8 protein-coding genes and 1 pseudogene are annotated in these 14,192 nt (G+C 71.3%); 5 read left to right on the forward strand and 4 right to left on the reverse strand.

From position 1 onward, the window contains the following. The first annotated feature begins 342 nt into the window (after window positions 1-342). Window positions 343-4,167 (forward strand): S8 family serine peptidase, encoded by a 3,825-nt coding sequence (locus OG937_39585; protein WUD77382.1) that lies wholly within the window; start codon window positions 343-345, stop codon window positions 4,165-4,167. A gap of 127 nt (window positions 4,168-4,294) precedes the next feature. Here OG937_39585 and OG937_39590 read toward each other — a convergent pair. Continuing rightward, window positions 4,295-5,040, reverse strand: a pseudogene (locus OG937_39590) (SDR family oxidoreductase). A gap of 54 nt (window positions 5,041-5,094) precedes the next feature. Between OG937_39590 and OG937_39595 the strand changes: the two are divergent. Then, window positions 5,095-5,217, forward strand: coding sequence for a hypothetical protein (locus tag OG937_39595; protein ID WUD77383.1), 123 nt, complete (start codon window positions 5,095-5,097; stop codon window positions 5,215-5,217). A 99-nt stretch (window positions 5,218-5,316) separates the two neighbouring features. Here the strand turns inward: OG937_39595 and OG937_39600 are convergent, their stop codons facing one another. Then, window positions 5,317-6,207: a phosphotransferase gene (locus OG937_39600; protein WUD77384.1), complete on the reverse strand. Its 891-nt coding sequence runs from the start codon at window positions 6,205-6,207 to the stop codon at window positions 5,317-5,319. A gap of 210 nt (window positions 6,208-6,417) precedes the next feature. Between OG937_39600 and OG937_39605 the strand changes: the two genes are divergently transcribed. Further along, on the forward strand, window positions 6,418-7,329 hold the full coding sequence (locus OG937_39605; protein WUD77385.1) for an NAD-dependent protein deacetylase: 912 nt from the start codon (window positions 6,418-6,420) through the stop codon (window positions 7,327-7,329). 77 nt (window positions 7,330-7,406) lie between these two features. On the opposite strand, the gene OG937_39610 is transcribed toward OG937_39605, so the two are convergent. After that, on the reverse strand, window positions 7,407-8,771 hold the full coding sequence (locus OG937_39610) for a carotenoid oxygenase family protein (protein WUD77386.1): 1,365 nt from the start codon (window positions 8,769-8,771) through the stop codon (window positions 7,407-7,409). 289 nt (window positions 8,772-9,060) lie between these two features. Between OG937_39610 and OG937_39615 the strand changes: the two genes are divergently transcribed. Beyond that, window positions 9,061-10,305, forward strand: coding sequence for an alpha/beta fold hydrolase (locus OG937_39615; GenBank protein ID WUD77387.1), 1,245 nt, complete (start codon window positions 9,061-9,063; stop codon window positions 10,303-10,305). A gap of 95 nt (window positions 10,306-10,400) precedes the next feature. Here OG937_39615 and OG937_39620 read toward each other — a convergent pair whose 3' ends face one another. Further along, window positions 10,401-11,411 carry an NAD(P)-dependent alcohol dehydrogenase gene (locus OG937_39620; protein WUD77388.1) on the reverse strand — a complete coding sequence of 337 codons (1,011 nt, stop codon included), beginning with the start codon at window positions 11,409-11,411 and terminating at the stop codon, window positions 10,401-10,403. Between the two features lie 519 nt (window positions 11,412-11,930). Between OG937_39620 and OG937_39625 the strand changes: the two genes are divergently transcribed. Beyond that, window positions 11,931-14,132: an FUSC family protein gene (locus tag OG937_39625; GenBank protein WUD77389.1), complete on the forward strand. Its 2,202-nt coding sequence runs from the start codon at window positions 11,931-11,933 to the stop codon at window positions 14,130-14,132. The last annotated feature ends 60 nt before the right edge of the window (window positions 14,133-14,192 follow it).

Below are 14,192 nucleotides of genomic sequence, written 5' to 3' on the forward strand. Positions count from 1 at the left end.
CCGGGGCGGTCCGCTCGCATCTGAGGCGGGGCGGCCCCCAGGGGAACCTCCGCCGTTTCCGGGACATGTCGGAGAAGGCTCCGTGTCGCCGTTGGGACATGGCCCAGTTGTGCCAGGCGGGATCAGTGACAGGCCCGGTGGGTGCGACGCATGATTCCGAAGGTCCGGTGAACCGCAGTTGTACAGGGGGTTTGCTCCCGACGGGAGTGTGCCCAGCGGCGGCGATCCCGGCCCGAACCTGCGACGCCGTCGAACACGGCCGGGTTCGCCACGACGCGTCATGACGCGCACTCTCAGGCGCCCCACCCGGATGCCGGGATGACAGAAAGGCCGTAGACACCAATGAGACGCATCCGCCTCTGGGCGGTGATAGCGATGTCGGCGACGGTGGCGACGGGTGCGATCACGCCCGTTGCAGCCCAGTCCTCGTCGGAGACCGGTGCGGGTACGCCGGCGACCCACGACCGCACGACCACCGTCCGCCTGATCACCGGGGACCGGGTCACCCTCAGCGACGCGCCGAACGGCAAGAAGACGGCGTCGGTGCAGCGCGCGCCGGGCCGCGAGAACGTCTTCTTCCAGATGACCGAGAAGGGCGGCGCCCTGACGGTGCTGCCCTCCGACGCGGCGATGCTGGTTCGCACGGGGCAGCTGGACGAGGGGCTGTTCGACGTCGCGGGCCTGGTGGCCCAGGGGTACGACGAGGCGCGCGCCGATGCCCTGCCCCTGATCGTGTCCGCGCCCAAGGGCTCGGCGCGTGCGGCGGCCAAGCGGGCGGACGCCCTCGCGAAGTTCCAGGACGACTCGGCCGAGCCGCAGCGACTGCCGAGCATCGACGCCCAGACGCTGCGCGTGCCCGACGAGGACCTGGCCGCGTTCTGGAAGCAACTCGCCCCCGCGGCCGGTGCGTCCGTCGCGAGCGTCGCCGCGGCGACCCCGAAGATCTGGCTGGACCACAAGGTGCGTCCCACGCTGGACCGCAGCACCGCGCAGATCAACGCGCCCGCCGCATGGGCGGCCGGCCTCCACGGCGAGGGCGTCAAGGTCGCGGTCCTCGACACCGGCGCCGACCAGACGCACCCGGACCTCGCGGGCCGCGTCAGCGAGGCGAAGGACTTCAGCGACAGCGGTTCGACCCAGGACCACTTCGGCCACGGTACGCACGTCGCCGCCACCGCCGCCGGCAGCGGCGCCGCCTCCGCGGGCCTGCGCAAGGGCGTCGCGCCCAGCGCCGACCTGCTGATCGGCAAGGTGCTCGGGGACGACGGCTCCGGCAGCGAGTCCCAGGTCATCGCGGGCATGGAGTGGGCCGCGGCGCAGGGCGCCAGGGTCGTCAACATGAGCCTCGGCGCGGACATGCAGACCGACGGCACCGACCCCATGAGCCAGGCGGTGAACGAGATCTCCCGCAGCAGCGGCGCGCTCTTCGTCGTCGCCGCGGGCAACACCGGCGAGCTCGGTGAGATGACGGTGGGCTCGCCCGGCGCGGCCGACGCCGCCCTCACCGTCGGCGCCGTCGACCGCGACGACTCGCTGGCCTCCTTCTCCAGCCGTGGCCCGCGCTTCGGCGACAAGGCGGCCAAGCCGGACATCACCGCTCCGGGCGTCGGGATCGTCGCCGCCCGCGCCGCCGGTACGACCATGGGCGACCCGGTCGACGACCAGTACATCGCGGCAAGTGGCACGTCCATGGCCACGCCCCACGTGGCCGGTGCGGCGGCCCTGATCGCCGGGCAGCACCCCGACTGGACGGGTGAGCAGCTCAAGGACGCGCTGATCAGCACCTCCCACACGGTGTCCGGCCAGGTGCCGACCGAGCAGGGCGGCGGCCGCGTCGACGTCAAGGCGGCGTTCACCTCCCCCGTCACCGCCACCGGCACGATCATCCTGGGCCCGTTCGACCGGGACGCATCGCCCGTGCAGCGAGCCGGGGTGCTCCGCTACACCAACAACTCCGGCGACGAGGTCTCGCTGAGCCTGCGTGCGGCACTGACGGCCAAGGGCGGTAAGGAACTCCCCGCGCAGGCGCTGACGCTGGGTTCGGACACCGTCCGCATCGCCCCCGGCGCGACCGTCGAGGTGCCGGTCGGCGTCGACCCGGCGAAGGCGGGCCGCGGCTCCTACTACGGCTACGTCACCGCCACGTCCACCGGCGGCGTCTCGGTGCACACCACGCTCAGCCTGTGGGTGCGCGCTCCGATGCACAAGCTGACCATCGACTCCCTCGGACTGGAGGGAGAGCCCACGGCGTGGGCCCTGCTGGACGTCTTCGGAGGGGACACGGAGGTCCAGTTCACCGACTCGGGGGTCGCCCAGGTCGAGGAGGGCACCTACCTGATCGGCGGCACGCTGGTGGAGGACGGCGGCGACGGCGTCCGGGTGATCCAGGTCATCAATCCCGAGGTGAAGGTCGCCAAGGACACCACCGTCACCCTGGACGCGCGCAAGGCCAAGCCGGTGCAGGTGCGCACGCCCAAGCCCGCCGAGCGGCGCAACAACCTGACCTACCAGATGTACCGGAAGATCGACGGCGTCGAGCAGACCATGGGCATCTACTACGAGGACGGCGGCGGTGACGTCGACCTGTGGGTGAACCCCACGTCCAAGGTCACCGAGGGCGAGTTCGAGTTCAACTCCCGCTGGGAGATGACGGCTCCCGACCTCATCACCGAGGTCCGCGGCGCGGACTTCGACATCGAGTCGTTCTACGCCAAGCAGTCCACGCCGTTCGACCCCGACGGTGAGCGGCTCGTCGCGGTGGACGCCGGGACGAGGGACAAGCCGGACCTGCGGCCCGCCACCGTGCGGGGCAAGCTCGCGGTGATCCGCGACGACTACGCCATGGACGGGTACGACCTGGCGGAGACCGCCGCGAAGGCGGGCGCGAAGGGCATCGTGATCGTCCTGCCCCAGGGGTTCCTCGCCTATACCAACTGGAAGCCGATGGACACGCGCTCCGCCGTGCCCGTCATCCGGATGACCGGGGACGACGGCGCCAAGCTGCTGCAGTACATGAAGAAGCACAAGGCCGTCGTCGACGTCTCCGGGACGGTCGAGAGCCCGTACCTGTACGACATCGCGGCGCACTGGCAGCAGCAGATCCCGCAGGACGTGACGTACACCGTCACGGACCGCAACACCGCGCAGGTGAAGGCCTCCTACGCGGACAACGGCACGCTGCACTGGACGAGCGAGCAGCGGTTCAGCTGGCGCTCCTACGCGCAGGTCGCCTGGGAGACCTCGCGCTGGGCGCCGACGGGCAAGACCCGCACGGAGTACGTCACCTCCGGGGACACGCAGTTCATGCACTACGTCGACTTCATGGCCGGCCCCGACCTGTTCTACAGCGGTGCGCTGCAGTCGGGCCTGCGGGACACCCCCCGCACCTTCAGGACCGGTGAGAAGGCCTCGGAGGAGTGGTACAAGGCCGTGGTCCGGCCGTCCATCCCGCGCGGCTGGAGCCGTCCGGCCGTCCGCACCGGTGACCTGTTCACCGTGGCGATCCCGGAGTACACCGACGCGGCGGGCCACTGGGCCCGCAAGCAGGACCCCTCCACCGGGGGCGGCATCGGGAGGGTCGGTGGCACGCCCGGGACGCTGGACGACCCGACCTACCCGCAGGGGGACAGCGTGACGGCCGTCCTCTACCGCGACGGCAAGAAGGTGGGCGAGTCCGCGGGCGCCTGGGGGAACTTCTCCGTCCCCGCGGGCCAGGCCGGCTACCGCTTGGAGCTGACGACCGGGCGTGACACCGAGTACTGGCGGACCGGTACGAGGACCTTCACGTCCTGGGGCTTCCGCTCGGACACCGCGGCGAAGGAGACCCTGCTGCCGCTCCTCCAGGTCGACTACGGCGTCCCGGCCGACGTGCGGAACACCGTCGACGGCGGGAAGCGGCACGAACTCGCCCTGACCGTCCGCAACCAGGACGGCCTCGCCGCCCCCACCGGGGTCAAGCTCAAGGTCGAGGCGTCCTTCGACGAGGGCAAGAGCTGGAACGGGCGGGTCCGCGTCGAGGACCGCGGCCACAACCGCTTCACCGCGACCATCGAGCGCCCGGGCGACCAGCGGAAGAGCGCGTACGTGACCCTGCGGGTCACGGCCACCGACAAGGCGGGCAACACGGTGCAGCAGACCGTGGAGCGGGCCTACCTGCTCGGTAAGTGAGCAAGCGCCTCCGCGGCAACCCCGCGGAGGCGCCGGCCGAGCCATCACGGCGGGTGCCGGGGGTACGACCCCCCGGCACCCGCCGTTCGCCATTCGCCGTAGGGGGCTGAGGGCCGCCAGGCGGCCCTCAGCGGGCGTAGCCGCCGTCGGCCATGATCGTCTGGCCGGTCACGAAGGCGGCGTCGTCGCTGGTGAGGAAGGCGACGGTGCCGGTCAGGTCCTCCGGCACGCCGTTGCGCTTGATGGCCTGTGGCTGCGCGGCGGTCTCCAGCGCCTCCTGCGGGTGGACCTCCCGGGAGCCCGGGGTGATGGTCAGGGTCGGGCCGACGGCGTTGACGGTGATGCCGAAGGCGGCGAGGTCGTTGGCCAGGCCGCGGCTGAACCCGATGTTGCCCTTCTTGCTCGCCATGTAGTGCGAGAGGCCGGGGACGCTGGTGACGATCGAGTTGGAGGTCAGGTTGACGATGCGGCCCCAGCCGCCCTTCTTCATGGTCTGCAGCACCGCCTTGGCCATGAGGGACTGCGAGTCCAGGTTGACCGCGAGAACGCGCCGCCAGGTGTCGTAGTCCAGCTCCTCGAAGGTGCGGAAGGGGAAGACACCGGCGTTGTTGACCAGGATGTCGTTGCGCCCGAAACGGTCGGCGACCTCCTGGCCCACGGCGGCGGTCTGCTCCGGGCTGGACACGTCGGCCGTGAGGCCGAGCACCGGCCCGCCTCGGTGAGCAGGGCGACGGTCTCCTCGGGGTTGTTGAGGTCGACCGCGACGACGGTCGCGCCGCGCGCGCCGAGGTCGACCGCGATGGCCTGGCCGATGCCGCGTCCGGCGCCGGTGACGACGGCCACGCGGCCGGTGTGGGTCTGGAGGACTGTCATGTCGGTTTCTACACGACCCCGCGGCACATGTAGGACACGATCCGGATCACCCGGATGTGCCACCAGCGGTTCCCGCTCGCCGAGATGGTCACGCACCGCCTCTCGCTCGAGCAGGCGCAGGACGCGTTGGACGCCGTCGGCCGCGGCGAGCCGCTCAAGGCCGTGATCATCCCGTAGCGACCGGGTTCGCCATACCGGCGCCCTGAACTGAGCACAGCCCGCCCGCTGTTCCGGCAGGACGATCAGGGACAGCGGGCGGCAGCGGCCGTCGTCACGTCAGATCCCGGCGCGGCTCTTCCTCGTCTCGGCTTCGTCCCGCCCCAGGGCGTCGAAGCCGTCCAGGTGGAACTTCTTCGCGTTGAAGGCACGCACCCACAGGCCTGCGGCCCAGCACAGTTGCAGCTCGTTGTCGCTCAGCGCTCGTCCGCGCGCGATCTGGTACTCCTCCAGGAAGGCCTCGGTCCGGTCGACCGAGGCTCCCGCACCGGTGGGCCCGCCCTCGAACATGGCGGCGGCCTGGCCGATGATCACCACCTCGGGCTCGTGGACGACGCTGTCCCAGTCGTGGACCGCGAGCGGCCGCCCGTCGCGGAACTTCACATTGCGGCCGTCCCAGTCCCCGTGTCCGATGACGCAGGGGGCGTCGCGGACCTCCTCAAGCCGCTCGCGCACGGCCGCGCCGAGCTCATCGACCCACGCTGTGACGGCGCACCCCTCGGCGTTGAGGTCGACGTCCCGGTCATCCGGGACCGGCCAGACCCCGCCCTCCTGGTGGTACCAGTGGACCCAGGCGGGGGCGGGCCGCAGCGGCGGCTGGGGACCGAAACCCTCCGCACAGGTCACGAAGTCGGCCAGCAGGCCGGCGAACAGGCGTGGGGCATCCGCGGGTTCGGGTGCTTCACCCCCCGGCAGCGCCGTCTCGGCACTGGCGGCCTTCCTGCCCAGGGGCAACGGACCGGTCAGTGGCTCCGGGCAGGGGAAGCCCGCCTGCCGCATCCGGCGTTGCACGTGGGTGCAGGCCTCCAACCGCGCGTCGACGTCGCGGACCTTCAGCACCACCTCGCGGCCGTCTGCCAGCCGTAGCCCGTAGACCGCGGAAAGGTTCCCCGCCGTGAAAGTGCGCTCGGCAACCGGGCAGCCCAGGTGTTCGACGCACCAGTCACTCACTGCTCGATCGTCGATGTCCGCAGACATGGCTCCCCGTGGTGTCCGGCGCGAGCAAGTAACCCTCGATCGGGTGATCGTAGTCGGCCATGGGCGTCGGGCATCAGGTGAAGCCACGCAAGCGACGGACACCGGGTCGCCGTACCGGCACGGTGCGTCACCACGCCCATGGGCGGGAGCGGCCGAAGGAACGCCGTTGCGTACCCTTGCGGCATGCGCATGCGCCCCACCCTGAGCTGGACGCCTCCTGAGGACCTACCGCCGGGCACCACGGATCTCGAGCCGGTCGCCGATGCGCTGAGGGCCGGCGGGGTGCTGGTGCTCAGCGGGGCGGGCATCTCCACGGAGTCGGGCATCCCCGACTACCGCGGCGAGGGCGGGAGCCTGAGCCGGCACACCCCGATGACCTACCAGGACTTCACCGGCAGCGCCCAGGCGCGGCGCCGGTACTGGGCGCGGAGCCACCTGGGCTGGCGGACCTTCGGCCGCGCCCGCCCCAACGCCGGGCACGAGGCCGTGGCCGCGTTCGGGCGGCACGGCCTGCTCTCGGGTGCGATCACCCAGAACGTCGACGGCCTGCACCAGGCCGCCGGCAGCGACGACGTGGTGGAGCTCCACGGAAGCCTGGCCCGGGTGGTCTGCCTCTCCTGCGGCGCCCTCAGCCCGCGCGGCGAACTCGCCCGGCGGCTGGAGGAGGCCAACGCGGGCTTCGAGCCGGTGGCCGCGGGGATCAATCCCGACGGTGACGCCGACCTCACCGACGACCAGGTCGGGGACTTCCGCGTGGTGCCCTGTACGGTCTGCGGCGGCGTCCTCAAGCCGGACGTGGTGTTCTTCGGCGAAGCCGTTCCCCCGGGACGGGTCGAGCGGTGCCGCGAGCTGGTCCGTCAGGCGTCCTCGCTGCTGGTGCTGGGATCGTCGCTGACGGTGATGTCCGGCCTCCGGTTCGTCCGGCAGGCGGCCCAGGCCGGGAAGCCGGTGCTCATCGTCAACCGGGACCCGACCCGCGGCGACCAGTACGCCCTCGCCCGGGTCGAGCTCCCGCTGGGAACGGCCCTCACCTCCGTGGCCGGCCGGCTGGACATCCCCGTCGACGCTCAGGCGGCGGCTCCGGCGGGTTGGTGACGCCCCGTTGACGACCTGCCGGTGATCCCGCCGGGCGACCACGCCCGTCCGGCCGGCCCACCACTATGAATGGGCGGTCAGCCGGAGATGTTCTTGTCGTCGATCCAGTTGCCGTGGAAGCCGAAGGGGACACGGCTGGGCAGGTGCACCCTGGCGATCGGAGCGGCGGTGAGGTCGGCTGCGTCGAGGACGACCAGTTCGCCGCGGTTGACGTTCGCGTCATGGACGACCGAGAGGATCCAGCCGTCGTCCTCGCTCGTGGCGCCCGGCCGCGGTACGAACGCGGGCTCCATCGTGACGCGTCCGGGACCGTAGTCGTGGACGCTGGTGACTCCGGTGTGGGTGTCGACCTTGATCAACGGTCCGGTGCCGAAGCCGTCGGTGGGGTCGCGTTCGACGTCGTCGGTGATCATCAGACCGTGTGCGCTGAAGCCGGCGAACCATCCGTAGCGGTGTGCCCGGCCGGTCAGTGCGGGGTCGATCCGCGGGAACTCCACGCGGAACTGGCTGATCACTTCCTCAGTGACCGTGCGCAGCGCCGGGTTCACCGTCCAGCGCACCAGCGTCGGGGTCGCTTCGCTGGGCCCCCAGACGTCGTGGACGAACATGCGGTCGTACCGCACGACATCCATCGTCAGCGAACCGTCGGCGTTGTCGAAGGCGTTGAGGACGTGGAACACGAAGCAGCGCGGCGCCTCGATCCACTGCACCTGCTCGGCCGTCCCACCGATCGGCAGGACCCCGATCCGCGCCGCGTGCCGGTCGTCCCAGGTGAGGGGGAGCCTGGTCATGGGCCCGCCGGCCTGCGCGAGACGCTTGGCGGCGGCAAGGGTGACCGGGAGGTCGAGCACCACGACGCGTGTTTCGGTCAGCGCCATGTCGTGCACCATCGGGCCGTCGTCGACCTCGATGTCACTGCTGTGCCTGGCCTTGCCGTCGGCTCCCAGGACCACGTACCGGAGGGAGCTGAACCGCAGGTTGTAGGTGATGGCGTGCATGTCGCCGGTCGCCGGGTCCACCTTCGGATGCGCGGTGAAGCCGCGGTCGAGTGCGCCGTCGCAGTCCCAGACCGCCATGCGGGCGAGGTCGGGACTGATCTCCACCGGCGGCCTGCCCGCTTCGATGAGCGTGAGGATGCGCCCGGCGTGGCTGAGGACGTTGGTGTTGGGCGCGCCCTGCTCGCTCTCGACGAAGCGGCTGCGGTACCACTCGGCCTTGCCGTCGCGAAGCCGGATGCCGTGCACCATCCCGGCGCCGTTGAACCAGTGGTGGGTGGCCGGGTCGACCTCGCCCCGCGGGTTCGGTCCGATCCGCAGGTAGCGCCCGTTCAATTCGCGCGGCAACTCGCCGGTGACGGGCAGGTCGGACGCGCTCACCTCCTCGGTGAGAGGGGCGTAATTGCCCGCGCCGAGATACCGATGGGTGAAATTCTCGCTGGTCATGATGGTTCCCTTCGACCGTACACACCAACGGTACGGCCAGGACGTTCCGGCCTGGCATATTGAGATTCAGAACGTCTGAACCCGGAGAACCCTCTGCGGAAGGCTTCCACCGGCACTACGCTGATATCAACACGCCATTCCCGAGCCGAGTGATGGTTCCGCTGCAAGGCACAGCGGACCTCGCCGTCACCAGACGAGCTGGGACAGAACGTCGGTGTTCCCATGCACCAGTGAGCGCGTGCTCCGTGCGCCTGGCTCGGCATCACAGCAAGCCACGTCAGGAGCAAACGTGCGTCATCTGCTCTTCGCCCAAGACGAGAACTTCTGGTTCGAGACACTTCGTTCGCTGGGGCATATCGCCTACGGGGGTGCCGACTTCGGTGAGGTGGAGGCCACCGCCGAGCGGATCAGCCCGGGAAACTACGACAGTTGGTTCGACGAGTGGTTCGGCACCGCTGAGCGCATCAGTGACTTCGCGGACGAGGCCCGTTCGCGGGGGCACGAGAACACCGCCCGGGACAGTTACCTGCGGGCCTCCAACTACTACCGCACGGCGGAGTTCTTCCTGCACGGAAATCCGCTGGACCCGCGAATCCTCGCGACCTATGACAAGGCCGTCGGTGCCTTTCAGAAGTTCGTCGAGCTGAGCGGGACCTCCGTGGAACGCGTGGCCGTCCCCTTCGAGGACGCCACGCTCCACGGGTACTTCTATCCGAGCCCGCTTCCGGGCGAGCAGCCCGTGGTGGTCATGCACAACGGCTTCGACGGAACCGCGGAGGAGATGCACTTCTTCGGCGCGGTGGCCGCCCAAGAGCGCGGGTACAACGCGCTGACCTTCGACGGGCCGGGCCAGCCCGGTGCACGCCAGCACCAGGGCCTCCTCTTCCGTCCCGATTGGGAGAACGTCGTCAGGCCGGTGATCGACCACGTGTCCGAACTGCCGGGTGTGGACGCCGATCAGGTGGCCCTGCTCGGGGTCAGCCTCGGTGGTGAACTCTGCCTTCGGGCAGCCGCGTTCGAACCGCGCATCAAAGCCGTCATGGCCGTCGACGGGGTGTACGACTTCAGCCGGCTCATGACCCGCTTCCTGGAGGGGGACCGTGAGCAGGTGCGGGCGGCGCTCAAGGCACCGGAAGCCCCGGAGATCGACGAGCAACTCGCCGCCGCCGTCGAATCGAGCCCCACGGCGCGCTGGGCCGTCACCCACGGCATGTACGTCATGGGCGGCGACACACCGCGCGAGTACGCCGCACGGACGATGGACTTCAACGTGCGCGACGGCATAGCGGAACGGATCGACTGCGCCGTGCTGATCTGCGAGGCCGAGGACGACCTCTTCTTCAAGGGGCAACCCGAGGAAGTGTTCGGCCATCTGACGGCGACCGACAAGACGCTGCTGCGGCTGACCGACGCCGAGGGAGCCGGCGCGCATTGCCACGTCGGCGGACAGCGGTACGCCTTCGGGAAGATCTACGACTGGCTCGCCGACCGGATGCCCGTCGCGGACACCTCCAGGTCCGCGGCCCTGGTCTGAGACGGCGCAAGCGTGCGCGCCGCCCACCTGAGACAGGCGGGCGGCGCGCACGTGAGCCGTGCCGTCGGCGGGCCCGCCTGCCTACCGCGCGGGCGTCATTCGAAGACGATGACCTGGCGCCCGACGACGTCGCCGCGGCCGAGGGCCTCCAGGTTGTCGTTGATGTCCTCGAGCCTGACCTTGGTGACGTTGTGCTTGACGAGGCCGGCTTCGGCGAGGGAGAGCACCTCGACCAGGTCCAGGTGGTTGCCCCAGAAGGAGCCCATGTAGGTCAGCTCCGTCCCCACGAAGGGGAACTGCTTGTGCTCCACGTGGTGGCTCATGAGGCCGACGGCCGCCAGTACCCCTTCGGGGCCCAGCAGGTCGAACCCCATGGAGATCGACGCGTTGCTGCCGACGCAGTCCAGGATGGCGTCGATCGTCCTGCGGCCGGTGAGCTGTTCCAGCTCGTCCTGGATGGTCTCGGTGGACTTGTCGCGGACGTTGATCCCGTGGTCGGCGCCGTTCTCCTTCGCCACGTCCAGCTTGCTGTCCTTGCGGGCGAGGGCCACCACGGTCGCTCCGCCACCGAGCAGCTTCGCGTACTGCACGGCGTAGCTGCCCAGGCCTCCGATGCCCGTGACGGCCACGGTGCGGCCGGGGCCGAGCTTGCCGGTGTCCCGGAGCTTGCGCATCCCGCGGTACGGGGTCATGCCCGCGTCGGTCATCGGGGCGAGGACCTCGGGCACCTTCGCCGCGTTCTCCGAGACGGGGATCGCGTGGCGGCATTCCACGGCCATGTACTCGGCGAAGCCTCCGGGAGGTCCGAAGCCCACCCACCTGCCGTTGCCGCTGCACAGCTGTTCGTTGCCCTCCCGGCACTGGCGGCATGTGCCGTCGCCCCAGCTGGGGTTGACCACGACCATGTCGCCCTCGGAGTACCCCACCGATTTCGGTACGGCGCTGCCCAGGCCGGCCACCCGGCCGGTGACCTCGTGGCCGGGGATGTACGGGAGGTCCACGGGGAACGGGCCCTCGAAGTAGCCGTTGAGGAGCTGGTAGTCGCTGCGGCACATGCCGGTCGCGGCGACCTTCAGCAGGATCTCGTCCGGCGCGGGGTCGGGCATGGGCACTTCGTCGATTCGCAGGGGCTCTTTGTATCCGTGCATCCGAGCTGCTTGCATCTGCATGGGGGTGCCTCGCTTTCGCCGGCGGGCAGCACTACGTGCCGGTGCAGCGTGACGATCTCGGAATGCTGCGCCGGTCAAGGTGGCCGCCGCTCCGCTTCGGACATCTCCAGGGTCCTGCGCCTGCCGTCGCCGCGCATCCGGAGCAGAGGGTGGGGGAGTGCGATCCGTCGCCGTCCGGTCGCTGACCGCAACTCGGTTGAATGTGCGTGCCAGTTCACGCCCTCCGGGCGGGAGCGGCGGCACCGCGGCACCGCACGATCGCGCGGTGGCCCGGTGCCCGGGCGGGACCTACGGTTGGTGGATGGGAGTGCCACGCCGGACGCGTGGTCGCACGGCGGCACCGGCGCGCCGAAGCGGGCGCGTGCCGTTGTCTGCCGCCGGCGCCGGAGGGACGTTCGACGTCCGCTGAACAGGCGCGCGGTCGCCCGGCCACCCACCGAGGCCTACGGTTGACCGGTGGGAGTGCGGCGCTGGACGGAGTGGCTGCGGGCCCGGGATCCCGGGTCGGCCGCGGTCCGTCGTGCCGCACGCGTCACGGTGGTCGCGTGCGCGGGGTTCTATGCCGCGCGGTACGGGCTGGGCGACCGGACGGTCGCGATCTACGCCCTCTTCGGTGCCGTCGCGGCGGGTGGGTTGTCGTCCGTGCCGGGGACGCCGCGTCAGCGGGCGGTGACGCTGCTGGCGGTGCTGCCGCTCGCGATGGCGCTGGTGACGCTCGGTACATGGCTGGCGGTGTACGGGTGGGCGGCGGCGTTGGGGATGCTCGTGGTGGGGTTCCTCGTGACGTACAGCGGGGTCGGCGGGCCGAAGTTCGTCGGGCTGGCCAACGGGCTGCAGCTGTTCTACATCCTGCCGTGCTTCCCGCCGTACGCGCAGTCGACGTTGGGGTTGCGGCTCACGGGCCTGGTCGCCGGCATGGTCCTGATGGCGGCCGCCGAGCTGTGGCTGTGGCCGGCGGCGTGTCCGGGCCGCTACCACGACCGGCTGGCGCGGGCGGGGCGGGTGGCCGCCGATGCCCTGTACGGCTTGGCGGCGGATCCGCCGCGGCGCTCCGACCCGGCGCTGCTGCTGGAGGTGTCGCAGGCGCTGCGCATGAGTCACGTACCCGCCGACGAGCGTCCGGTGTCGGCGTCGGCGCGCGACCGGGCGCTGTCCGAGGGCGCCGGGCACATGCGGCATCTGCTCGCGCAGACACGGCAGCTGGAGGAGTCGGCGGCCGAGGGTGCGGCACTGGGCGAACCCGTCGCGAAGGGGCTGCTGCTGGCGTCGGCCGCCACATGCGAGGACGTGGAGCGGGCCCTGACGGGGAAGGCGCCGCCGCCGATGCCGTCCCTGTGCGGGGACGCGGTGCGGGCGTTCGAGTCCCATCGCGGCCAACCGCGCGAGGCGGGCACGGACTCGGCGACGATGGTGCGGAACGGCGCGATCGCCCTCGACATCACGCACACGGCGGACCTGGTGGTGGCGGCGACCCGGATCGCGATGGGCGCCCCGGTACCCGCCGGGACCGCGTCGCCGGAGGTGCGTGGCGCCTTCTGGTACGCGGGCCGGTCGACGGTGGAGCTGTACTACCGGCGGGTGCTCGCCCATCTCACCCCGCGGTCGGTGTGCTTCCAGAACGCGGTGCGCATCGCGGTGGCCCTCGCGGCGGCGCGCTTGGTCGTGGGCCAGCTGGGCCTGGCGCACGGCTTCTGGGCGCTGCTGACGACACTGACCGTGATGCGGACGAGTGCCGCCGACACCCGTACCGCTCTGCGGCCCGCGTTGCGCGGGACACTCGCGGGGGCGGTCGTCGCGGCACTGATCCTGCACTTCGCCGCGGACGCGCCGCCCGTGTACGCGGTGATGCTGCCGCCCTGCATGCTGCTGGCGTTCGCGTCGGGCACGGTGCTGGGCCCGGGGTGGGGGCAGGCGTTCTTCACCCTCACCGTGGCGGCGGCCTTCGCGCAGGTGGCCCCCAGCGGGCCCGAGCTGGCGGCAGCCCGGGTGCTGGACGTGCTGGCCGGGGCGCTGATCGGCGCGGCCGTCGGACTGCTCGCGTGGCCTCACGGCGGCACCGGGGAGCTACGGAGGGCCTGCGCGCGCGTGCTGGACGAGGGCACCCGCGCGGTCACGGACGTGACCGGCACCATCACCGAGGGCGTGCGGGTCACCGACGCCCTGCCCAGGGCGAGGCTCGCGCAGCGGATCGCGGAGGCGAGCTACGCCGAGTACGCCACCGAACGACACCCCCCGCGGCGCGAGGGCGCGGCCTCCGACACCGACTTCCAGGTGATCATGCTGGTGGGCAACCGGGTCATCACGATGGGGCAGGTCCTGCTCGACAACTGCCCGCCGGGCGCGCTGTCCGCCTGGCCGCGGAGCGCCACGCATCTACGCGACGCCGCCCACAGGCTACGGCTGTCCACGCTGCCGTTCAGCCAGGCACTGCGCTCGGGCGAGAAGCAGGCCGCCCCGGTGGACGGCACCACCGGCGACGCCCCGGCCGACACCACCGTGATCCACGACGTCTGCCTCGCGTCGCACGGCCGGTCCCCCGACCCGCTGCTGTACTACGCCGTGGACGCCGCCATCTGGCTGGCCAGTCTGCGGCGCGCGATCGGCGCTGCCCGCTCGCCGCGCACGGCGGCCGGCACGACGGCCTCCCCATGGCGCTGACGTCCCCGCGACGCCGGTTGCCTTGGGCCGCGGCCTGAATTGCCGGTCGGAATAGCCGGT

The organism is Streptomyces sp. NBC_00510, from assembly GCA_036013505.1.
In the GTDB taxonomy this organism is placed as follows: Bacteria; Actinomycetota; Actinomycetes; order Streptomycetales; family Streptomycetaceae; genus Actinacidiphila.

Excerpts from the sequence above, each read along its gene's own strand:
- OG937_39605 (WUD77385.1), top strand. The coding sequence starts at position 6,418 with ATGCGCATGCGCCCCACCCTGAGCTGGACGCCTCCTGAGGACCTACCG.
- OG937_39595 (WUD77383.1), top strand. The coding sequence starts at position 5,095 with ATGTGCCACCAGCGGTTCCCGCTCGCCGAGATGGTCACGCACCGCCTC.
- OG937_39620 (WUD77388.1), bottom strand. The coding sequence starts at position 11,411 with ATGCCCGACCCCGCGCCGGACGAGATCCTGCTGAAGGTCGCCGCGACC.
- OG937_39585 (WUD77382.1), top strand. The coding sequence starts at position 343 with ATGAGACGCATCCGCCTCTGGGCGGTGATAGCGATGTCGGCGACGGTG.
- OG937_39610 (WUD77386.1), bottom strand. The coding sequence starts at position 8,771 with ATGACCAGCGAGAATTTCACCCATCGGTATCTCGGCGCGGGCAATTAC.